This is a genomic window from Actinoplanes sp. NBRC 101535 (assembly GCF_030269225.1).
Classification (GTDB): Bacteria; Actinomycetota; Actinomycetes; order Mycobacteriales; family Micromonosporaceae; genus Actinoplanes; species Actinoplanes rectilineatus.
Genome location: NZ_BSSY01000021.1, coordinates 94,652 through 117,278, shown reverse-complemented (window position 1 = coordinate 117,278; position 22,627 = coordinate 94,652). Strand labels below are relative to the sequence as shown.

At 72.0% G+C, this 22,627-nt stretch carries 15 protein-coding genes; 6 read left to right on the top strand and 9 right to left on the bottom strand.

The genetic code is table 11. The features are described from left to right. Positions 1 to 25 precede the first annotated feature (25 nt). From QSK32_RS38560 to QSK32_RS38545, 4 genes are all read right to left on the bottom strand, one after another. Positions 26 to 604, bottom strand: coding sequence for a DsbA family protein (locus QSK32_RS38560; RefSeq protein WP_045746968.1), 579 nt, complete (start codon positions 602 to 604; stop codon positions 26 to 28). 128 nt (positions 605 to 732) lie between these two features. After that, the gene (locus QSK32_RS38555) at positions 733 to 1,719 is read right to left on the bottom strand and encodes a type IV toxin-antitoxin system AbiEi family antitoxin domain-containing protein (RefSeq protein ID WP_245674264.1); all 987 of its coding nucleotides are present in this window, start codon (positions 1,717 to 1,719) and stop codon (positions 733 to 735) included. Between the two features lie 1,363 nt (positions 1,720 to 3,082). Beyond that, entirely contained in the window at positions 3,083 to 5,164 is a 2,082-nt protein-coding gene (locus QSK32_RS38550; protein WP_285474712.1) for an anthranilate synthase family protein, read from the bottom strand. A gap of 157 nt (positions 5,165 to 5,321) precedes the next feature. Continuing rightward, positions 5,322 to 5,585 (bottom strand): hypothetical protein, encoded by a 264-nt coding sequence (locus QSK32_RS38545; RefSeq protein ID WP_285474711.1) that lies wholly within the window; start codon positions 5,583 to 5,585, stop codon positions 5,322 to 5,324. A gap of 168 nt (positions 5,586 to 5,753) precedes the next feature. Here QSK32_RS38545 and QSK32_RS38540 point away from each other — a divergent pair, with 168 nt between their 5' ends. Further along, positions 5,754 to 6,128, top strand: coding sequence for a response regulator transcription factor (locus QSK32_RS38540; protein ID WP_045748429.1), 375 nt, complete (start codon positions 5,754 to 5,756; stop codon positions 6,126 to 6,128). A gap of 46 nt (positions 6,129 to 6,174) precedes the next feature. On the opposite strand, the gene QSK32_RS38535 is transcribed toward QSK32_RS38540, so the two are convergent. Next, positions 6,175 to 8,391: a glycoside hydrolase family 3 C-terminal domain-containing protein gene (locus QSK32_RS38535; protein ID WP_045748430.1), complete on the bottom strand. Its 2,217-nt coding sequence runs from the start codon at positions 8,389 to 8,391 to the stop codon at positions 6,175 to 6,177. 131 nt (positions 8,392 to 8,522) lie between these two features. On the opposite strand from QSK32_RS38535, the gene QSK32_RS38530 reads away from it, so the two are divergent. The 3 genes from QSK32_RS38530 to QSK32_RS38520 all read left to right on the top strand — a co-directional run bounded on the left by QSK32_RS38530 (position 8,523) and on the right by QSK32_RS38520 (position 15,246). Continuing rightward, positions 8,523 to 9,107 (top strand): TetR/AcrR family transcriptional regulator, encoded by a 585-nt coding sequence (locus QSK32_RS38530; RefSeq protein ID WP_285474710.1) that lies wholly within the window; start codon positions 8,523 to 8,525, stop codon positions 9,105 to 9,107. Between the two features lie 154 nt (positions 9,108 to 9,261). Beyond that, positions 9,262 to 13,062 (top strand): fibronectin type III domain-containing protein, encoded by a 3,801-nt coding sequence (locus QSK32_RS38525; protein WP_285474709.1) that lies wholly within the window; start codon positions 9,262 to 9,264, stop codon positions 13,060 to 13,062. Between the two features lie 147 nt (positions 13,063 to 13,209). Continuing rightward, positions 13,210 to 15,246 carry a hypothetical protein gene (locus tag QSK32_RS38520; RefSeq protein WP_285474708.1) on the top strand — a complete coding sequence of 679 codons (2,037 nt, stop codon included), beginning with the start codon at positions 13,210 to 13,212 and terminating at the stop codon, positions 15,244 to 15,246. A 151-nt stretch (positions 15,247 to 15,397) separates the two neighbouring features. On the opposite strand, the gene QSK32_RS38515 is transcribed toward QSK32_RS38520, so the two are convergent. Beyond that, positions 15,398 to 16,639, bottom strand: a complete 1,242-nt coding sequence (locus tag QSK32_RS38515; protein ID WP_045745642.1) for an NYN domain-containing protein — start codon at positions 16,637 to 16,639, stop codon at positions 15,398 to 15,400. A gap of 182 nt (positions 16,640 to 16,821) precedes the next feature. Between QSK32_RS38515 and QSK32_RS38510 the strand changes: the two genes are divergently transcribed. Then, the gene (locus QSK32_RS38510; protein WP_045745641.1) at positions 16,822 to 17,331 is read left to right on the top strand and encodes a hypothetical protein; all 510 of its coding nucleotides are present in this window, start codon (positions 16,822 to 16,824) and stop codon (positions 17,329 to 17,331) included. Here the strand turns inward: QSK32_RS38510 and QSK32_RS38505 are convergent. From QSK32_RS38505 to QSK32_RS38495, 3 genes are all read right to left on the bottom strand, one after another. Continuing rightward, positions 17,297 to 19,057, bottom strand: coding sequence for a vWA domain-containing protein (locus QSK32_RS38505; RefSeq protein ID WP_045745640.1), 1,761 nt, complete (start codon positions 19,055 to 19,057; stop codon positions 17,297 to 17,299). The two genes, QSK32_RS38510 and QSK32_RS38505, sit on opposite strands and share 35 nt — an antisense overlap. Positions 19,058 to 19,066: 9 nt before the next feature. Then, complete coding sequence (locus QSK32_RS38500) at positions 19,067 to 20,110, bottom strand: ATP-binding protein (protein ID WP_211275507.1); 1,044 nt, start codon at positions 20,108 to 20,110, stop codon at positions 19,067 to 19,069. A gap of 70 nt (positions 20,111 to 20,180) precedes the next feature. Then, on the bottom strand, positions 20,181 to 20,897 hold the full coding sequence (locus QSK32_RS38495) for a hypothetical protein (RefSeq protein WP_045745639.1): 717 nt from the start codon (positions 20,895 to 20,897) through the stop codon (positions 20,181 to 20,183). A gap of 94 nt (positions 20,898 to 20,991) precedes the next feature. Here QSK32_RS38495 and QSK32_RS38490 point away from each other — a divergent pair, with 94 nt between their 5' ends. After that, entirely contained in the window at positions 20,992 to 22,593 is a 1,602-nt protein-coding gene (locus tag QSK32_RS38490; RefSeq protein ID WP_045745638.1) for a DNA polymerase IV, read from the top strand. The last annotated feature ends 34 nt before the right edge of the window (positions 22,594 to 22,627 follow it).

The following is a 22,627-nucleotide window of genomic DNA, read 5'->3' as shown; positions in this document are numbered from 1 at the left end:
CACCGCGACGGTAAACCCGTGCAGGTCAGCCCCGCCCGCGCTTCACCTCGAAGAACGACTCGATCGTGATCAGGGATGCGGTCGCGTCCCAGATCCGCAGAGCCTCATCCTGTCCCGGCACCTCCGAGATGATCGGACCGTGCAGGCCGCGGGCGGCACCGGCCACCTGCAGCACCGGCGACCCGATACCCGGCCCGGCCAGCGTCAACGCGGTCTCGTGCGACTCGCGAACCCGGTCGTCCCACGAGGCGTCGTCCAGGATCGACTCGGCCTTCTCCACACCGGCAGCGACAGCGGCCTCCGCCACGATCCGATCGCTGAGAACCTCACCCCCATCATGGGTACGCTCGCCGAGCGTCGCGTAGAACGCGGCGATCTGGTCGTCCCGCCCGTCCGCCCGCAACGCCTCCACCAGGCGCAGCGCCCGGCTCGACGCGGCCATCGGCGCCCGGTACTGCTCGGGCACGTCGTCGCCGTTGAGAATCGACAGGCTGAACGCCCGCCAGCGCACGGTCAGGTCCCGTTCCGGCGCGACGGCTACCAGCCACCGCGACGTACGCCAGGTGAACGGACATGCCGGATCGAAGTAGTAAGTGACGTCCATGCCCCGATCCTAGGGACGTCCCCGCCGTCCGGCCTGCTTTCCGGCCCGCCGTCCGGCCTGCTTTCCGGCCCGCTTTCGGCCCGCCATCCGGCCCGTCACCTGTTCCGACCCTGTTCCGTACCGCCGGCTCAGATCGCTGCGCTCTTCCAGCCCGCGGCCAGAAGGGCGGCGCGGACCTCGGCGACCACCTCCTCAGGACGGTGCCGCACCTTCCAGCCGGGGAACCGCAGCAGGCGAACACCACTGATCGCGACGGCATTGCCCGACCGCATGTCCGCATACCAGCTTCCCGTCGTCATATGCTGCGATCCGTCGATCTCGACCTGCAGCAGCCACGGATCGAAGAACACATCGCGGTAGCGGCGGCGACCGTCACGATCCCGGCGAACGGCCTGACGCGTCGGCGCAGGCAGACCGGCCGCCTTGCAGAGCCGGTGAAACTCCACCTCGTAGATCGACTCCGAGCCGCCGCCCGCATCGGCCACGGCCGCCGCGATCACCGCCCGCCGGATGAGGCGCCCCCGGCACCGAAGCAACGACACCATCTGCTCCGCGCTGACGAGCCGTTGCTGAAAGGCGGCAGCGATCAGAGCCGTGGCCGCGACGTCGGACAACGCCCACTGCGCCGCGTCGAGCAACGAACGGTCCGGCATGGTGCAGGGCGGCCGGACGGTGAGGCAGACATCAGCCTGCCGCAACAGCCGGGAACGGTGCACGACCACCCCGGGCGGCGGATTCCGGTCCACCAGCCGATGCGGGATCACCGTGTGGATCGGCCCACCCTCGTCAGCGCCGGCTCTCGGCGGCCGGAAGCCGTGCAGAATCAGCGCCGAGAGCCCAGCCACCGGCGCGGGCCGCCCGTTGCCGGCTCCCAAACTGGCGATCCAGTACCGCTCGCGGTCGGAGACGGGCCCGGTGTGCGCCAGATAGACGGCCCGGTGAACCTTCCGCCACCGGCCGGTCCGGACGCGGCTGAGAACAGCCTTCTCGCTGAGGTGCCGTCGCGCCTGCTGCCAGCTGATGACCCCATGCTGGTGAACGACAAGCTTGAGCAGCTCCGGCCACTCCCGAAGATCGGGGTACTCAGCGAACCGAGGACGCCCCTGCTCCAACAAAAATGACATCGGCAGAGCGTGCCGCGTCCCCAATCCTGCCGCCCCGCCCCTGTGGACAGCCCGTCTCCCGCGCAACCCCTGTGGACAGCCGACTTCCGCCCCGAGTGACCGAGAAGCCTCTAGTTGGACCGAATGCCGCGCAGGTCGGGCAATTCGAGACCGGCAGTCGGTACGTGGTGGAAGCGGTGACCGCCCCCAGAACCGCTAACGGGTACGCCAGCCGCTCGCCGAGCAGGCAGCCGCACCCGATCAAGTCGTGGGGGGCAGCGGCTGCCCTATCGAGGGTGGTGCGCGCCCCCAATGCCGTGATCGGGTGCGCCGGCCGATCGCCGGGCAGGTGACCGACCCCGATCAAGCTTCCGGGCGCAGCGACCGTCCAGTTTCGGGTAGTGCGCGCCCCCGGTTGCTTGATCGGGGGCAGGGGCCGCGCGCTGTGTCGGTAGGTGCACCCGATCAAGCTGTCGGGTGCGGTGGCCGCTCTTCGAGCATGTGACTGCACCCGATCAAGGGTTCGGGTGCGGGGGCCGTCCCATCGCGGGTGGTGAGCGTTCCCGGTGTCGTGATCGGGTGCGGGTGCCGCTTGTCGTGGGTGGTGGGTGCACCCGTTGGCGGGTACGGGTGCGGTGGCCGCTTCCTGGGGCGGTGGGTGCACTCGATCACGGGTTTGGGTGCCGCGGTCGTCCTGTTTCGGATGGTGTTCGTCCCCGGTGGCTTGATCGGGTGCGGTGGCTGCTCGTTGGGTGGGTGACTGCACCCGGTCAAGGGTTCGCACCCGATCAAGGGTTCGGGTGCGGGGGCCGTCCGATCGCGGGTGGTGAGCGTTCCCGATGTCGTGATCGGGTGTGTGGGCCGCTCGCCGAGACGGTGGGGGGACCCGATCAAGCATTGGGTGCGAGGGCCGCCGCATCGCGGATGCTGGGCGTCCCCAGTGCCGTGATCGGGTGTGGGGGCCGTCCCGTTGTGGGTGGTGAGTACACCCGCTTGTGAGGGTGGGCCGGGCGCATGCCGCGGCGCGGCGCGGCGCGGAGCGGAGCTGGGCGGGCGCGGAGCTGGGCGGGCGCGGGGCGGAGCTGGACGGGGCGGAGCTGGGCGGGCGCGGGGCGGAGCGGGGGTGGCGCGGGGTGGGTCGGGCGCGGGATGGGGTGGGCCGGACGCGGCACGGCGCTGGGTGGGTGGGCCGGGCGGGGGTGAGCGCGGGGTGCGGCGGGGCGCGGGGTGCGGCGGGGCGCGGGGTGCGGCGGGGGTGAGCGCGGGGTGCGGGGTGCGGGGTGCGTGAGCGCGGGGTGCGGCGGGCGGGGTGGGAAGTGGGTCGGTGGTCCAAGGAGAGGCTCTCGATCGCCTTGGACCACCGACGTCTATTTCGCTACCCGCTTATGGACGGACTAACCACGGAAGTCAGCAGAGGAGGGAGAAGTTCGCGCAGGACGTCGATTCCGTCTCGGCTCAGGACTGATTCGGGGTGGAACTGGACTCCGGCGAAACCTGGGCCCCGAAGTGCGTGGACCAGGCCGTCTGCCGGGTCGGCGGCGATCTCCAGGCCAGGGTGTGACCCCGCAAGAACAGGAGATGCCGCCACAGGAGATTTGCCGACGGGAAGTGCGGCGGCGGGAAGTGCGGCGGCGGGAAGTGCGGCGGCGGGTAGCGCGGCGGTGGGAGGTGTGGCGGTGGGTAGCGCGGCGGCGGACGGCGTGGCGGCGGCGGGAGGTGTGGCAGAGGGCGGTGTGGGGGTGAGGGGTGTGGCAGAGGGCGGTGTGGGGTTGAGGGGTGTGAGTGTGGGAGGTGTGGTGGCGGGAGGTGTGGGGGTGAGGGGTGTGGTGGCGGGAGGTGTGGTGGCGGTGGGGGAGGCCGCGGCGAAGGAGGAGTAGAAGCCCACCCGGCGGGTGGTGCCGAACAGCGGGACGTCTCGGGCCAGCCCCTGATAGGGGGAGTCGCGGCGGATCAGGGGCAGGCCCAGGGTGGCGGCGAGGATCTGGTGGCCGAGGCAGACGGCGAACAGGGGCTTCTTCTCGTCCAGCAGGGTGCGGACGAGGGCGCGCAGGGCGGCCATCTTCGGCGATGACGGGTCGGCCGGGTCGCCGGGGCCGGGGCCCACCACCACCAGGTCGGCGTCGGGGACCGGGGCGGTCCACGGGATGATTGTCACGGTCAGGCCCAGGGCCCGGAGCTGGTGGGCCAGCATGGCGGTGAACGTGTCCTCGCCGTCGACGATCACGGCGGACCGGCCGGCCAGGGCGGGTTCGGTCAGTGTGCCCGGGGTGCGGGAGTCGAGCCAGAAACGGGCGAGACCCTCGTTGCGGGCGGTGAGTAGCGCCTGGACCGCGGGTGACGGGGGCTGTGTGCTCACGCGTACACGGGAAGGGGCGGAGGGGATGGCACCCAGCGCGGCCAGCATGCCCGCCGCCTTGGTGTGGGTTTCGGCGACCTCCCCCGCCGGGGTGGAGTGCCGGACCAGGGTGGCGCCGACCGGGACCCGCAGGGCGCCGTCGGGGGTGATCTCCGCGGTGCGGATCAGGATCGGCGCGTCGAGGGTCTGGTCGCCCGCGTCGTCGTGGTCGAGCAGGGCCAGTACGCCCGCGTAGTAGCGTCGGCCGCGGCGTTCGTGGCGGGCGATGACGCGGCAGGCGTTCTCGATGGGGCTGCCGGTGACGGTCGGGGCGAACATGGTCTCGCGTAGTACGTCCCGCACGTCCAGGGTGCCCTGTCCGGCCAGCAGGTATTCGGTGTGGGTCAGGTGCGCCATCTGTTTCAGGTAGGGTCCGGCGACCTGGCCGCCGTGGTCGGCGACCGTCGCCATCATCTTCAGTTCCTCGTCGAGGACCATGTGGAGTTCCTCGATCTCCTTGCGGTCGCGCAGGAAGTCCTCGAGGGTGCCGGAGCCGTGCCGGAAGGTGCCGCTGATCGGGTTCATCATGGTGACGCCGCCGTCGACGCTGACGTGCCGTTCGGGGGTGGCGCCGACCAGCGTACGGGCCCCGGTGTGCACCAGGAATGTCCAGTATGTGCCCTGTTCGGTGGCGAGGAGGCGGCCGAAGGCGGCGCGGGCGGCGGCGACCGGGTCGCCGTCGACGACGGCGCGGTAGGTGCGGTGGATGACGAAGTTGGCGCCTTCGCCGTGGCCGATCTCCTCGTCCAGGACCCGGGTGACCAGGTCGCCGTACTCGGTGTCGGACAGGTCGAAGCCGCCGTCACGCAGGGTCAGTTCGCCGGGTGGGAAGGCGCTGAGCGGCTCGTGGCGGATGCTCTCCACCAGGAGGCATTCCATGGGTGCGCCGTCGTCGACGCAGTCGAAACCGCGTTCGGTGATCTGCCGGTAGGGCACGACGGCGAGGACGGGCCGGCCGGGTTCGAGGGGGATCGCGGCGAGTGTGTCGACGGTGACGACGGTGCCGGCCAGTACTTCGACGTGGTCGGCGCCGTCGCGGTGCAGCAGGGCGAAGGGCTGCATGGGTGTCCTCCGGGTTCGGCGGCGCCTGCCGAGGCCCGGACATGGAGAACGGCCGCCTCGGGGAGGCGGCCGCGGTGGTGTGTCACGCGCGAGGGAGATGGCCGCCGGTCAGGCGGGCCACCACATCATGGTCAGATGAGCGCGCATGGCGGCCAGCTTACGGCCGTCGCGGGTCAGGCGCCAGGCCTTCATCCGTACGGGAGAAAGCGTCCCGGACGGCTGCGCGTGCCCAGAGCATCCGGTTCATCGCGCAGTCCGGATGTTCGCCGAATTCCTGGGCCATCAGCTCGGCGCAGCCGCTCTCGCCGAGCCGGTCCACGGTGGCGGTGACCGCGGCGCGGATCGTGGTGGCGTTGGGGTGTTCGGATCGCTGCAGGTGGGAGGCGAACAGTGCCTCGGTGCGTACCGTCTCGGCCGTCATCGTGTTCCCTCCCTGCTTGCTGCTGGTTTCCAGCACACTGGTCGGGGGCTGTGCTTCCGGGGGCGGACTGGTTGCCGATCGGTAGCGGGGAGCCGCATTGCGCCCAGAAACGGATTTATCGAGATATTGTCCTATCCGAGAGATAAGTCTGATCCGGGGGGAGCTGCCGTGACGACGGTCCTGGTGGCCGACGACGACGCCGACATCCGTGACCTCGTCGCGTTCAAACTGGAGCAGGCCGGGCTGGAGGTCATCACCGTCGGGGACGGTCAGGCCGCCGTGGACACCGCCCGCGAGCACCACCCGCAACTCGCGGTGCTCGACGTCTCCATGCCCGGCCTCTCCGGTATCGACGTGTGCCGGGCACTGCGGGCCGACCCGTCCACCGCCGGCATGCTGATCATCATGCTGACCGCCCGGGTGCAGGAGCAGGACGTCGAGGGCGGGTTCAGTGCCGGCGCGGACGACTACGTGACGAAGCCGTTCAGTCCGCGGGAGCTGGTCTCCCGGATCCAGGCGTTACTCAGCAAGACGCGGGCATAGAACTCGGCAAAGGGCGCTCCGGACATCCGGAGCGCCCTTTTCTCGATCAGTCGTTCGCGGACGCGACCAGCTTGTCCAGCTGGTCGTCGCGCAGCGGGCTGCCCGGGAACATCGCCATCCGGCTCAGCGGCAGACTGCCCAGCATCATCAGCATCTCCGGGCTGGCGGTCATCGCCGCCATCACGTTGTCGCCGCCGCTGGCCTCGTTGGCCTCGGCGAACGCCGCACCGAGCAGCTCGGCGCCGCGCGGGTCGGCCATCCACTCGCCGACGCTGGAGTCGACGGTCAGCGGCACCCGGGCCGGGTCGCCGGCCACCGTGGCGGTCACCGTGGAACGCAGGTCCCGCGAGGACGCGCCGACCGCGACCGTGTAGTCGCCGCCCTCGACGATCCAGCTGTTCAGCCGGATGTCCCAGTAGGCCAGGTCGGCCCGCTCGATGGTCAGGGTCACCTCGGTGGTCTCGCCGGCCGCGATGGCGACGCTGGCGAACGCCTTCAGCTCGCGCGGGGCGCGCCGCACCGTCGAACCGGGCAGGCTGACGTACGCCTGGACGACCTCACGGCCGTCCCGGTCGCCGCTGTTGGTCACCGGGATCCGCACCTCGATGCCGGCGTCGGTCACGGTCACGGTGGCGGTCCCGTACGCGAAGGTGGTGTAGGAGAGCCCGAAACCGAACGGGTACGCCACCGCCCGCTCCTGCGCGTCGAAGCCGCGGTACCCGACGTGCAGTCCCTCGCCGTACCGCACATGGCCGTGCTCGCCCGGGAAGTCCAGGTACGACGGGTGGTCGGTGATCGTGACCGGGATCGTCTCGGCGAGCCGCCCGGACGGGTTGACCCGGCCGAACAGCACGTCGGCGAGCGCGCTGCCACCGGCCTGACCGAGCAGCCAGCCCTCGACCAGGGCCGGGACGTTCTCGTCCCACGGCTTGGTGGCGATGACCGCGCCGTTGGAGAGCACCACGACGGTCTTCGGGTTGACGGCGGCGACCCGCTCGATCAGGGCGAGCTGGGCGGGCGGCAGGTCGAGGGAGGCCCGGTCGGCGCCCTCGGTCTCGTGCACGCTGCCGACGAAGACCACGGCCACGTCGGCGGAACGGGCCGCGGTGACGGCGTCGGCGATCAGGGCCTCGTCCGGGCCGTTGTCGTCGACGGTGTAGCCGGGCGCGAACGTGACGGTCGCGCTGGTCGACGCGGTGATCTGGGTGAGCGCGTCGTCGAGCCGGGTGGGCGTGATCTGCGAGCTGCCGCCGCCCTGGTAGCGCGGGGTCCGGGCGAACTCGCCGAGCACCGCGATCGAGACGCCCTCACCGGCCAGCGGCAGGAGGTCACCGTCGTTCTTGAGCAGCACGATCGCCCGTCCGGCGATCTCCCGGGCCAGCGCGTGGTGTGCCTCGGCGTCGTAGGTTCCGGCCGGGCGCTTCCCGGCCTTCAGGATCATCGCGCGTACGCGCTCCGCCGCGACCTCCAGCAGTTGCGGGTCGAGCGTCCCGTCCTCGACCGCGGCGACCAGTTGCCGGTCGCCGGACTCGTCCGGCCCCGGCATGGTCAGGTCGAGCCCGGCGGCGATCGCCCGGACCCGGTCGACGACCGCGCCCCAGTCGGAGACGACCAGGCCCTCGAAGCCCCACTCGCCGCGCAGCACCTCGGTGAGCAGCCAGTGGTGCTCGCTGGCGTACACCCCATTGATCTTGTTGTAGGCGCACATGACCGTCCACGGCTGCGCCCGGGTGACCACCCGCTGGAAGGCCCGCAGGTACATCTCCCGCAGGGTGCGCTCGTCGATGTCGGCGCTGACCCGCATCCGGTCGGTCTCCTGGCTGTTGACCGCGAAGTGCTTGAGCGACGCGCCGACGCCCCTGCTCTGGATGCCGCGGACCCATTCGGTGGCGAGCACGCCGGTGAGGATCGGGTCCTCGGAGAAGTATTCGAAGTTGCGGCCGCCGAGCGGGCTGCGCTTGAGGTTGACGCCCGGGCCGAGGAGCACGGCGACGTCCTGGGCGCGGCACTCGTCGCCGAGGGCCTCGCCCATCCGGCGCAGCAGGTCCGGGTCCCAGGTGGAGGCGCTGGCGACGGCGGGCGGGAAACAGGTGGCCGGGACGCCGGCGAGCAGGTCGTCGCCCTCGGCCTGCATGCGGACGCCGTGCGGGCCGTCGGTCAGGGTCAGCGGCGGCAGGCCGGCCGGGACGACGCCGGTGGTGTGCCAGAAGTCGGAGCCGCTGGTGATCGCCGCCTGTTCCGCGGTGGTGAGTTCGGAGGACATGGTCCGATCCTTCCTTCAGGCGGGCCGGCCGCACGGGTTTACGCTTACTGAGTACCTACTAGGTATTAACTACTCGGAAACATAAACCCGCCGTCGCCCACCCGGCAATAGGCTGCTGATAGGAACTACCTGTGTCCCTCCGCCGCGACCGCGTCCGTCTCCCCGCCGCCGAGCGCCGCCGCCAGATCCTCGACGTCACCACGCGCCTGATCGCCGAACGCGGCTTCTGGGGCCTGTCGATGCAGGACGTCGCGGACGGCTGCGGCCTGACCGTTCCCGGCCTGCTGCACCACATGGGTTCCAAGGACAGCCTGCTCGTCGCCGTCCTCGAGTACCGCGACGAACAGGACCAGCGGTCCCTGCTGTCCCGGCTGGGCGCCCCGGCCGACCGGTTCACCCTGGCCCAGACCTGCGCCGCCCTGGTCCGGCGCAACGCCGAACAGCCCGAGATCGTCCGCCTGTTCGCCGTCCTGGAAGCGGAGTCGCTGGCACCCGGCCACCCCGCGCACGCCTACTTCCGCAAACGCCAGGAGCAGACCCTGGCCGCCTTCGCCGGCCTGGCCGAGAACCACCACCCGGCCCCGGCGATGCTGGCCCGGCAGGTGATGGCGCTGATGGACGGCCTGCAGATCCAGTGGCTGCGCGACCCCTCCGGCATCGACCTGGTGGCCACCTGGGACGCCCTGGCCGGGCCACTCCTCGCCGATCTCGGCTGACGCTCCGGGCTTCTTATCGGGTCGGCTGCGCGGCCGATAAGGCGGCATGGGTCATGCCGCGTCATGCGGATGACCGATGAGCCTCAACGCCGAGGAGCTAACCGGTATGAATGCGCGCAGTGTCGGAAAAGTCCCGAAGAGAACACGAGGGAGGATGGGCCTCAGCACGGCGGTCGCCCTGGCGGTGGCGGCCCCGGTGGCGGGCGCCGGCGTCGTCGTGATGCCGTCCGCCGCGTACGCGGTGGCACCGGCCGACGACGTGATCGTCTACGCGGGTGACGGAACGGCCACCGCGCCGGTCGACGGTGATCCGGCTGTCGGCTCTCCGTTGCCGGGCCCGACCGCGACCGTGGTCGCCCCGGACGGCTCGGTGTTCGTGGCGAGCGACACCGGCGTCGTCTACAGGATCGGCACCGACAAGACGATCGCCCGCTATGCCGGCACCACGGCAGGTCCCGGGACGGTCACCCCTGCGGTTCCGGCGACGGACAGCCAGTTGGGGACGTTGCTGACCGGATTGGCGCTCGACAGCGCCGGCAACCTCTTCATCGCCGACGACAGCAATCACGTGGTGCTCAAGGTCGACCACCTGACCAAGGACCTGGAGGTCGTCGCGGGCGACGGCAGCACGAGCGGGTTGGGCTCGATGTTCGGCGCTCCGGTGACGGCGACCGGGACCCCGGTCGAGCCGAGCGCGCTCGCGGTGGGCCCCGCCGACGTGCTCTACATCGCGGCGAAGAGCCAGGGGTACGTGTTCGAGCTCGACGGCACCGACCTCGACGTCTTCGCCGGTGACGGCAGCGACCTCCTCGGCGCCGACGGCAGCACGGCGAAGAACACTCCGGTCGGGACGCCGGCCGGACTGGTGGCGGACAACGCCGCCGGGGCCGTCTATATCACGGACTCCACCAACACGGCCCTCTACCGGGTGTCCAGCGGCACGCTCGACGTGATGGCCAGCGTCGCGCCGACCGGTGCGATCAGCCACGACACCAGGGCCGGCGCGCTGCTGGTGGCCACCGACACCAACCTGAAGATCACGCAGGTCGACCTCCCGGCCGGCGCCACGCCGGCGGTGGTGTCCGGCGGTGCCGCGGGGACACCCCCGTCGACGAGCCTGCCGGCCGCCGACGCCGAGTACGGCCAGATCGTGGGCCTGTCGTCGGACGCGGACGGGCGTACCTTCATCGCCGACCAGGCGACCCACCACCTGGCGCTGCTCACCCGGTATCTGAAACCGGACGCGCCGACCGGGCTGACCGCCGTGGCGACCTGGAACGGCGCCGACCTCTCCTTCACCCCGCCGGTGTTCACCGGCAACGTGGTGCTCGACGGGTACGAGTACACGGTCGATGCCGGGACGACGTGGACGGCGCTGACACCGACGTCCAGCGCCGGTGTGTCGCCGGTGACCGCGACCATCGTCGTGACCGAACCGAACCCGTCGACCACGCCGTTCGCGGTCGAGGTGCGGGCCAGGAACGCGGTCGGTGAGAGCGATGCGTCGAATTCCGACGCCTTCACGCCGACGTGGATCGAACCCCCGCGCAAGCCGGGTGCGCCGACCGCCCTGAGCGCCACGGCGACCTGGAACGGTGCGACCCTGTCGTTCACCCCGCCGGCGGACCTCGGGGATCCGGCCTTCGACGGGTACGAGTACACCGTCGACGGCGGAACGACCTGGACCTCGGTGACCCCGGCGTCGGCCCCCGGTGCCTCGCCGGTGACCGCGGCGATCACGGTGGTGAAGCCGAACCCGACGACGACGCCGTTCGCGGTCGAGGTGCGGGCCAAGGCCAACACCGTCGGCGCGAGCGACCCCTCCAACACGGCGACCTTCACGCCGACCTGGATCGAACCCCCGCGCAAGCCGGGTGCAGCGACCGCCCTGAGCGCCACGGCGACCTGGAACGGTGCGACCCTGTCCTTCACCCCGCCGGCGGACCTGGGGAATCCGGCCCTCAGCGGCTACGAGTACACCGTCGACGCCGGGGCGACCTGGACCTCGGTGACCCCGGCGTCGGCCCCCGGTGCCTCGCCGGTGACCGCGGCGATCACGGTGGTGAAGCCGAACCCGACGACGACGCCGTTCACCGTGATGGTCCGGGCCAAGACCAATATCGTCGCCGCCGGCGATCCCTCCAACACGGCGACCTTCACGCCGACCTGGATCGAACCCCCGCGCAAGCCGGATCCACCGACCGGGCTGAGCGCCACGGCGACCCTGAACGGCGCGACGCTCTCGTTCACCCCACCGGTGTACCAGGGCAACCCGGTGCTCAGCCGCTACGAGTACGCCCTCAACGGCGGAACGACCTGGACCGCGCTGACGCCGACGTCGGCCACCGGTGTGACGCCGGTGACCGCGGGCATCGTGGTGGTGCGGCCGATCCTGTCGACCACGGCGTTCACCGTGCGGATCCGGGCCTGGAACACCACCGGCCCGAGTGACCCGACCACCGCGGCGACCTTCACACCCACCTGGGTCGATCCGGCACCGCCGCCGGTCGTCGTGCCGACCACCTCGCCGACCCCTGCCGGGAAGCCGCCGGGCGCGGTCGGCGGGCTCACCGCGGTGCCGGGGGACCGGAGCCTCACGCTGTCGTTCAGCGCGCCCGCGGACGACGGCGGCCTGCCGGTGCTCGGCTACGAGTACTCCCTCGGCGGCGGCGCGTACCAGAGCCTCGGGGCGACCGGTACGGGCAGCCTCCGCGGCACGGTCACCGGCCTGGCCAACGGCTCCACCTACACCGTGTCGGTGCGGGCGTTCAACGGCGCCGGGCAGGGCCGGGCCGCCCAGACGTCGGGGAAGCCCGCCGCACCGCCCGCGCCGCAATCGCTGTCCAGCAGTGGCTTCGGCACGACCGCGCAGCGGGTGACCGTCGACCTGGCCGCCGGGGAGACGGTCGTGCTGCTCACCGCCGAGGGCCGGCCGGGCACCTCGGTCACCGACGCCACCGGCGGTGCGTACGCGCTGGACGGCCCGGTGATCACGTTCGTGCCGCTGAGCGGGTTCGTGGGCACCGCCACGGGCGTGACGTTCCGGGTCACCGCCGGGGAGCAGAGCGGCACCGCGACCTACCAGCCGATCGTGCTGAAACCGCCGGTGCCCACCCCGCCGAGTGTCGACACCGGCGGCAGCGGCGGTGCGGGCACCGGTGCCGGCATCGTCGTCGGCGGTGGCCGGAAGGCGGCCACCGGCAAGCTCACGACCGGACAGAACATCAGCCTGCGCCAGGTGTCCGGCCGGGCCGCCGCCGCGGCGGCCCCCACGGTGACCAACCAGATCACCGTGCCGGGCGAGGGGACGTACCGGCTGTACCGTTCCGGGCTGGACTTCACCATCGTGTTCACGCCGCAGAGCGGGTTCGTCGGGCGGACCACCGGTATCAGCTACCGGATCAGTGACGCCTACGGGCAGTACATCGACGCGCTCTTCCGGCCGACCGTGGCGGCCGAGGCGCTGCCCCGGATCGACAGGTCGGCGTGGGCGAAGGTTCCGGCGAACCCGAAGCGGACCGGTGGCAGGGAACGCCGGACCAAGGCGTACCTGGCCTCCTACAAGGGGATCGACGCCCACCCGAGTGGTTCGCTGGGTGACCGGGTGCTGACGAGGAACCAGGCGACCACGCTGGCCACCGGGTCGATCTTCGCGTTCGACCGGGCGACGCTCAACGCCAAGGGCAAGGCGGCGGTCAAGGGCCTGGTGGACAACCTCGCGGACGGCGCGAAGGTCACCTGTGAGGGCTACACCGACTACGCCGGAAGCCTGAAGAGCGAGATGTCGCTCTCCGATCGCCGGGCCAAGGCCGTCTGCCAGGCGCTGAAGAGCAGCGGAGCGGACATTTCCACCACCTCTGTCGGGTACGGGCCGAAGCGTCCCGCCGTGATCGGCGGCTCTGCCAAGTCCCGGTCCGAGAACCGGCGCGTGGTGATCGTCGTGACCAGGAGCTGACCACCGTCACCGGCATCCGGGCGCGCCCGTTCCTCACCAGGAGCGGGCGCGCCTGCTCATCGGGTCCTCCGAACGGCCGATAGGCGAGGTGGGGGCTGGCTGGGGCCGGCCCCGGACGAGGAGTGACAGCCGAGGAGCGAAGAGAGCATGGGAGCGCATAGAGCCAGAGAGAGAGCACACGCGGCCGGAAGGAGGCCGCGAGCGGCGAAGGGCCGGATCCGGATCGGCGCGGTCGTGGTGGCGGCAGTCGCCGCCCCGGTGGTCGGCGCCGGAGTGGTCTCGCTGTCGCGGGCCGTCTACGCGGTCGCGCCACCGGACGAACTGGCGATCCACGCGGGCACCGGCGGCAACCTGAGCCCACCGGTCGACGGCAGACCGGCGACCGGCTCGGACACCCCGTCGCCCACGGCGGTGGCGACCGGCCGGGACGGGACGGTGTTCGTCGGATTCGCCTGGGGCGCGGTGTACGAGATCGACAGGTCCGGCGTCATGCACCTGTTCGCCGGCGACCCCGGCAACGGGACGTCCGGGGAACCGGCGGCCCGCGCCGCACCGCTGGGCAGCCCGGTCGCCGGGCTGGCCACCAGCGCGAACGGCGACCTGTACGTCGCCGACGCGGGCCGGTACCGGGTGCTGAAGGTGTCTGCGGACGGCAGCCGGACGGTCGTCGCCGGCAACGGCAGCCCGGGACGGGCGTCCGCCGCCGGGGACGCCACCACGGTGCCGGTCGAACCCCGCGGGCTGGCCGTCGGACCGGACGGGGCCCTCTACATCGCCTCGACGGCCCAGAACGTCGTCTTCAAACTGGACGCGTCCGGACTGGGCGTCTTCGCCGGCGACGGCAGCACGGCGGCCGGTGACGACGGCAGTCCCGCAGCCGGGCGTCCGGTGGGCAGCCCGGCCGGAGTGGCGGCCGACACCCGGGGCAACGTCTACATCACCGACACCGGTCACTCGTACGTCTACCGGGTCGGCGCCGACGGCAAGCTGCGGGTGCTCGCCGGGGACGGCACGAACGAACCGGCCGAACCGGGGCCGGCGTCACTGTCACCGGTGGGGGCACCGACCGGCATCGCGGCCGACCCGCGCGGTTCGGTCTTCGTGTCCGCCTCGTCCGGGCGGGAGATCGTCCGGATCGACCCGGACGGCGGGCTGGCGCTGGTCTCCGGCGGGGAGGACGCCGGTGTGCCGAAACCCGGTGATGCGGCTTCGGCCGCGTACACCGAGGTCCGCGGGGTGGCGGTCGACGCGGTGGGACACCTGTTCGCCGCCGATTACGGGTCGCATTACGTCACCCGGACCACCCGGAACATCGCGGCCGACCCACCGACCGACCTGACCGCGGTCCCGGCGGCGGACGGCGCCCAGCTCACGTTCGCCGCGCCCACCTTCACCGGCAACCTCGAGATCGAGGGGTACGAGTACAGCGTCGACAACGGCCAGCACTGGGCCGAACTGACCGGGGCGGCCCGCGCCAACCCGGTCACCGCCACGATCACCGGTCTGGCCCGGGCCGCGCAGACCGTCGTGGTGCGGGCGGTCAACACAGCCGGCAAGAGCGCGGCGTCCGCACCGGTCACCTTCACGCCGACCGGGACGTCACCGCTGGCGGCCCCGGCCCGGACGGCACCGTTGCCGGCGGCCACCACCGGGGAACCCGCGCCGCGGTCCACCGCCCGGCCGGCGGCGCCCGCGTTGAAGCCGATCGACCGGGAAGGATGGGCCGGCGTTCCGGAACACCCCGAACAGGTGACCGGAAAGGAACTGCGGACGTGGGCGTACCTGGCGTCGGCCCGGGGCGCGGACGCGCACCTGAGCACGAAGCTGGGCAAACGGGTGCTGACCCGGGGCCAGGCCACCACGCTGCTGACCGGCGGGATCTTCGTGTACAACCGGGCCGCCCTCAACGCCAGGGGCCAGGCCGCGGTGCGGAACCTCGCCACACACCTGCCGCCGGGCGCCGGGGTGACCTGTGAGGGGTACACCGACTACGACGGGAGCCCGGTGTGGGGGCGCACGCTCTCGACCGGCCGGGCCCGGGCGGTGTGTGCGGCCCTCAAGAAGTACGGCTCGGGCGTCACGGCCGGGGCCGTCGGGTACGGGCCGAAACGGCCCGCGGTCATCGGCGGCTCCTCGGCGGGCCGTTCCGAGAACCGCCGGGTGGTGATCGTCGTCAACCGGTGACCCGGCACTGCCGGTCCAGGCGCATCCGTCCTCGCGGCGGGTGCGCCTTTCCGCATCACCCCGCGGCTTCGTCACCGCTGCCTTGTCGCCCCGCGGCTTCGTCACCCCGCGGCTTCGTCACCCTGTTGCTGCGGCGGCACACCCGGCGTACCTACGGCTGAGTCGTGCCCAGCCAGTAGCGGACCTGAGTGGACTCCTCCTCGGTGAGGGCTATCGCGGCCGCCTCGGCCCGGCTCAGCACGTTGTCGGCGAACGCCCCGGCGATCTCGTCGGCGTTCGGCGGCGGCTGGCGGTAGAGCGGGGCCCCGCCGAACGCCGTGCCCCGGGTGACGAAGGCGATCGCCGCGCGGCTGACGTCGACGCCCTGCGCGGCCAGCCGGTCGCGGGCCCAGCGGGTCGCCTCGGTGAGGTTGAAGTGGTGCGACGCCGCATAGTCGGCGAGCGACTGGTAGACGGCCGGCCACATCTCCCGGGGCAGTCGCGGCAGGCTCAGCAGCGAACTGAGACGACCGACCGCCTCGGGCGCCGGCCCGGTCGCCCCGAACGACTCCGGCGGGTCGTGCCGCCCGCCGTCCCAGATGAAGTGGTTGGAGAACTTGGCCTGCGTGAGGGTCAGGCTCTCCAGCGCCCGGACGAAACCGCCGAAGCCGAACCAGCTGGTCCGGTCGACGCTCGGGCCCAGCTGACGGCGCAGGTCGTGGGCGAGCGACGCCAGGTTGAGCGGCCCGGTCGCGGACTGGTAGCGCCACCGCACCAGGTCGGCGAACTGCTCGTAGGTGACCGGGACCTCGGCCTCGTCGACGGCCGGGACCGCCGCGTCCTCCTCGTCGTCGATGCCGACCTGCTCGCCCTGCACCAGCTCGAGCAGTTCCTGACTGGTGATGAGACGGTCGGCGACGGCGATGAACGCCTCGGCCGCGTCCGACGGCGACACGATGGTGGTCCGGCGGTCGGCCCGGCGCAGGCGGACCAGCAGCGGCGTCATGTCCGAGTCGCCGGAGGCGATCACGAACTCGTCGTGCGGCACCGCGTCGGCGAGCGCGTCCACCGCGTCGACCACCATCCGGATGTCCGCCGCGTTCTTCGTGTGGGTCAGCCGCGGGCAGTCGATCACCTCGAAGCCGGCGTTGACGAAGAACGGCCGGAACTGCGAGTAGTACAGCCGTTGCTGGCTGGCGGTGGTGTCCGGGTTCGGCACCCAGCCACCCGGGTTCATGTAGCAGCGCAGGATCAGCCAGCGACGCGGACCGTCGACGGTCAGGGACTCGGTCAGGCGGGAGAGCCAGGCGGCCGGTTCCCGGGCGAACTGGATCGCGACGTCCGGGTCCTGCTTGATCAGTCCGCTGAACACGTTGTCGAAGTCCAGATAGAGTGCGGCGCGTACGCGGGCCATGACCGAGAACCTACCCCGCCCGAGCAGGCCATGTGCCCCGGGACGCGCTCTGCGGAGCGGCGTGGAAGCGATCCGACAGCGGATCGATAGATCATCGTCGAGCGACCGTGTCGCACAGTGCGGGTGGCCCGGTCCCGCCGAGCCGTCGTTGACTCCCCGAAGACCCATCTTCAGGAGGCGCCGTGCAGCTCGCCCAGGTCCTGGACGTCCTCGAAGCGCTGTTCGCCGGCTGCGGCCACCCCGAGATCGCCACCGTGGCCCGGTACGGCGGGGACCTCGTGCCGGGCGGACCGTCGCCGGCCGGGGTGCGTGTCCGCTACCGGAACCAGGCCGAGGCGTACCTCTGGGGTGCGATCTGGCCGGGCGAGTCGCCGCTGCCGACCCCGGAGGTGCTGCCGCCGCCGACCTGGCGGGCGGACCGGATCGCGGTCTTCGCGGTGCACCTGCTCGACGTCGCCCGCCCGGAACAGTTCCGGTCGTGGCAGGTGGTGGCGCTGACCGGGCTCGGACCGGAGCACCAGCGCGGCAAGGTACCCCGGGGCGTGCGGATCGAGTGCGCCGACGGGACCTCCGTGCTGCTGCGGGCGACCTCGGCCGGCGGGCCGGAGCGGGAACCGGACTCCGACCCGTACCCCACCTGGAAGATCCCGGAGACGCTCAGCGCAGGTGGAAGACCTCACCGCGAGGCCTGAACGGCAGTCGCGCGCCGCGCGGCACCAGGAAGGCGTGCGGGCGGCGCACGCGCAGCACGTCACACTCGCCGTCCGTGATGATCAGAATCGGTCCGGTGTCAGGGAAGTCTGCGGCCCGCTCGAGCAGGTCGACGCCCGGCTGCAGCATGGTGCCACCCCGCCCGCGCACCCGGATCCGCCCGCCGATCTCCTCCACCCGCAGGTAGCCCGCGTCGTAGGCGGCGGCGTCGCAGAACACCACCCGCGCGGCCGGCACGTCACGCGCCGTCGCGTAGGCGGCGATCGCACCCAGCGCCTTGCCCATCAGACGATGGCTCATCGACCCCGAGGTGTCCACGACCACGCCGAACGTCGCGCGCGCAACGATCTCCGCCGGGCGGTGCCGTCCCGGCCGCGGGATGTCCGGCGAGGAGGCCTGCCGCCGGCTCGCCCGCGCGTACGTGCGGACACTCTCCACCACCGGCACGTGCTCGGAGAACCAGCGCGCCAGCAGCACGTCCCACGGCAGCGGCGGCTGCTCCAGCACCCGGATCTCGGCCACCAGACCGGACGGCAGGGTGCCCCGTCCACTGCTCTCGTGATAGGCAAAACCGGTCAGCAATGCACGTCGACAGAACTCGTCCAGATCGACGCCGCCGACCCGCCGCCCGGCCCACGGCAACGGCTCGCCGAGCATGTCGCCCCGGCCCGGACCGCGCAGAGTGGCCAACTTGCGGATTCGCCTGACATCCCGGGCGATCCGGTCGTAGACCTCCTCGGCCGACGACCCGGCCAGCTCCGGATCGTGCAGCAGACCGTCAGGAAGCAGGCCGACGCCCATCTCCACCAGCCAGCCGTTGATCACGTAGTCGCAGGCCACGTTCCACAGGAACGGATCACGCCCACCGGCCCGGTCCTGGTGACGCAGCGCGACGTGCAACAACTCGTGCGCCAGCACGAACCGCCACTCCTGTTCGCTCAGCGACCGCCACGGGTTGAGGTAGATCTCGCCGGCGTCGGCCGAGACCGCGGCGACGGCGATGTCCGCCTTACGCGCCACCTCGGCGTCCGCGACCAGGGTGAATCCGGCCGCCACCCCGCCGAGCAGCGGGTACGAACTGAGGAACCAGCTCATCGCCAGATCCCAGACGTGCCGCGGGGGAGCGTCGCCGGTCAGGCCGCGCCGCACGCCACCGGCCACCTCGACGCCGGCCGCCGCGGCCGACGACAGGCCCAGGGCGAACCGTTCCGGCCACCGGGAGTCACCCCGGAAGGGTGCCGGATCGAGGTCGCCGAGATCGGTGAACTCGCGCGGCACCCCCTCGCGGCGCCAGCGGGCGGCCAGGTCGTCCTCGTCGGCCGACGGCAGCCGGGCCGGCACCGTCTCCGGTTCCCGGCCCAGCTTCACCGCCCGCTGGAACCGGGTCACCGCCACGCAGGCGGCGGCCCGGGACGCGGCGTCGTGGGCGAGCGCCGGGTTCAGGTGACCGAACCCCAGGTGCAGCAGGCCGTGCGCGAGCAGCCAGCGCCACTGCTGCTTGTCACGGCGCTGTCCGCGGCTCAGCCGGATCCCGCCGTGGGCGAAGACCCGCAGGCCGCCGGGGAGCGGCGTGTCGGTCAGTTCCGCGTCGGCCCGGGGGAAGTCGACGGTCAACGGAGCGAACAGTGGATGGTCGTGCAGCTCGGACCAGGCCTCGCCGAACGCGGCGCTGCTCGGGTCCGCGGCGGGCGGATCGGTGCGGGCCACGACGAGGACCTAGGCACGCGCCGCGACCAGGCGCGGCAGGTCACGGCTCACCTCGACGAGGAACCAGGCGGGCAGCACCGGGTTGCCATCGGCGTCCGGGGAGATCACCAGACGGCCGCACTCCAGCGAGATCTCGGAGAGCTCGACCAGCATGGCCTTGGCCCGGTGCGCGAACTGGCGCACGGCGGCCGGAGCGTGGTTCTTGCTGGCCGGGAGGTTCTTGACCAGACGGGCACGGAACGCCTCGGCCAGGAAGTACAGCAGGTCCCGGTCGGCCGGCGCGGCCGGCCAGCCCACATCGCCGCGGACGATGGCCTCCAGGCCGTACCGATGCCGGACGATTTTGACGTATCCGCAGAAGGCGGTGGCGTGCGCCGGACTCAGGGTGCCGCCCGCCAGCAGGCGCAGGGTCTCCTCGTCGACGTCGTCGCCGAACGACAGCAGCGCGTCGGAGAGCATGTGCCAGCTGCGCGGCGTGGAGAACGTCTCCTCCACCTTCGGCGGCACCGACCACAGATGGTCCGGGCGTTCGGTCAGATAGCCGGTGATCCACCGGTGGATGCCGGCACCCGCCGACCACTCCCGCCAGTCGTTCCACGACGCCCGCAGGTGTACGTGGATCATCCGGTTGACCAGGGCGGACGCCATCGGGCGGGCGAGCGCGTTGTCACTGGCCCGGTTTCCCGCACCGATCACGATGGAACCCTCGGGCAGTTCGTAGGCCCCGATCCGGCGGTCCAGGATCAGCGAGTAGAACGCCTTCTGCACGTCCGGACCGGACGCGTTCAGCTCGTCCAGGAACAGGCAGTACGGCTCGTCGCGGGCGATCGACTCGGGCGGCGCGAACCGGCTGCGACCGTTGTGCAGCTCCGGCACCCCGATCAGGTCCTCGGCGGCGAGCTGGGTGCCGACCAGGGTGACGCACTCCAGACCGAGCGAGTCGGCGAAGTCGCGCACCAGTGAACTCTTGCCGATGCCCGGAGCGCCCCACAGGAAGACCGGCCGCACGACCGCCACATGGAGCAGCAGGCCGGGCAGCTGGGCGGGAGTCACCGTGATCGCTGAGTGCACGCCGGACAGTGTGCCCGCCGGTCCGCCGGCGGGCACGTGAATATTCCGGCGGTCAGGCCTGCTGGTTCGGGTTCTGCCGCTGCTCCTGCTCGGCCGCCATCTTCTCGAAGAGCTCGTTGACCGCGGCCTGCTGCTCCTGCGCGGCGGCGGCCTCGACCACCCTGTCCGCCGGGGTGGACCGGGTGACGACGAACAGGGCCACCGTCACGGCGGTGAGCGGGAGACTCCAGACCAGCGAGCCGCGCGAGTCCGCGTCGGTCAGACCGCCGAACAGGCTCAGCACCAGCGGGACGGCCGGGAAGATCGCCAGCCGGCGGAGACCGAGACGGCCGGCCGGATGGCCGTGGTACCACATCAGACCGGCCTTGAGCATGCCGAGACCGAGGACCACCGGAATCCCCGCGAAGAACATCGCAAAGATCAGGACGGCCACCTTCGCGCCGGTGCTGCTGTCCGGGCCGTGCACCCAGGCGGCGAACAGCAGGGCGCCCGCGGCGAAGAACATCAGCAGGCTGTAGACCGCGCCGAAGATGCCGCCCTTGCGGTCCCGGTCGGTGGCCACCTGGCCCGGGACCGGCCCGATCTGCCACTCGGTGAGCGCCGCGCCCCGGTTGCGGAAGAAGATGGTCGCCATCAGGGCCACCACGGCGGTCCCCGGGATCGCGGCGAGCAGGCCACTGCCGACGTTGCCGTCGAAGATCAGACCGATGCCGACGGCCATGGCCATCAGGGCGAAGACGAACAGGAGGCGTATCAGGCGGTACGACATAACGGTGGATCTCCCCGTGGTCGATGAAAGGGTGTGCGGCGGTGCACCCTACACGGCGAACCTTTTTGTCGTACCTGATGTTTAAGCTGCGGGAATGAGGGGCGAGCCGAGCATCCTGCACGTCGATCTCGACGCGATGTTCGCCGCGGTCGAGCAGCGCGACAAGGTCTCGTTACGGGGCAGACCGGTCATCGTCGGCGGGGTCGCCGGGCGTGGCGTGGTGTCCACCGCGTCCTATGAGGCCCGCGTCTTCGGCGCCCGGTCGGCGATGCCGATGGCGCAGGCCAGACGGCTGTGCCCGGCCGGGACCGCCTACCTGTCGCCGCGTTTCACGGCGTACAAGATGACCAGCGCCGTGGTGATGGAGCTGTTGGCCGGGCTGTCCCCGCTGGTCGAGCAGGTGAGCATCGACGAGGCCTACGTCGACCTCGCGGCCGGCGGGCACGATCCGACCCCGGCCGGTGTGACCGATCTCGCCCTCGAGCTGAAGCGGTCGATCGCCGTCGCGACCGGCGGCGTGACCGGTTCGGTCGGCGTCGCCTCGTCGAAACTCCTCGCCAAGATCGGTTCGGAGCTCAACAAACCGGACGGCCTGACCGTGGTGCCGTCCGGCGACGAACTGACGGTCCTGCACCCGCTGCCGGTGAAGTCGCTCGGCGGGGTCGGGCCGGCTACCGAGCAGCGCCTGCACCGCAGCGGCGTCCGCACCGTCGGCGACCTGTCCCGGGTGCCGCTGGACGACCTCGTCGACTGGTTCGGCACCGCCCACGGCGGTGGCCTGTTCCGGCTGGCCCGCGCCCAGGACGACCGTCCGGTGGTGAGCGACCGCGAGGCCAAGTCGGTCTCCGCCGAGGAGACCTTCGACGTCGACATCACCGACCCGGTCCGCCTCCAGCGCGAGCTCGACCTGCTGGCCGCCCGCGTCGCCGGCCGTCTGCGGGCCGGCGGTGTCACCGGCCGCACCGTCAACATCAAGGTCCGCCACCACGACTTCACCACGATCACCCGCGCGGTGACCCGCGACCAGCCGACCGACGACGGGCGGCTGGTGGCCCAGTTGGCCCGGCGCCTGCTCGCCGACGTCGACACCTCCACCGGCGTCCGTCTCCTCGGCGTGGGGGTCTCGACGTTGGCGGACTTCGCTCAGGACGACCTGTTCAGTTCCTTGGTCCCGGCTGGTGCGGAGACGCCGCTGCTGTTCGATGCCGACGGTCCGGTTTCGTCATCCTCTTCTGCCCCGCTCTCTGTCCCATCGCCGGCGGCCTTGGCTTTGGAGGTGTTGCCGGGTCTGTCGTCTGACGCGCAGTCCCCGAGCGATGGCCAAGCGATGGGTGCCGGCGTTGAGAGGCCTTCCGGTCCGCCCGCGGAGGCGGTCGCCGCGGCTGCGGAGCCTGCACGGTCCGAGTCGGTGTTGTCCGAGCCTGGGGAACCAGAGTCTGTGCAGTCCGGGGTTGTGGGAGCGCCTGCCCCGGCGGCGGGATTCGGGGACGGCGGGGTGGCGGGGAGCGGGCCGCCGGTCTGGCGGCCGGGGCAGGACGTGCGGCACGACGAGTTCGGGGCGGGCTGGGTCTGGGGCAGTGGCCTGGGCCGGGTCACGGTCCGCTTCGAGGGGCCGCGCACCCCGCCCGGCCCGGTCCGCACCTTCGCGGTCACCGACCCACACCTGCACCCCACCGACCCGCCCGACTGGCGCTGACCAGCAGCGGACCATCCCGTGGGCAACGACCGGC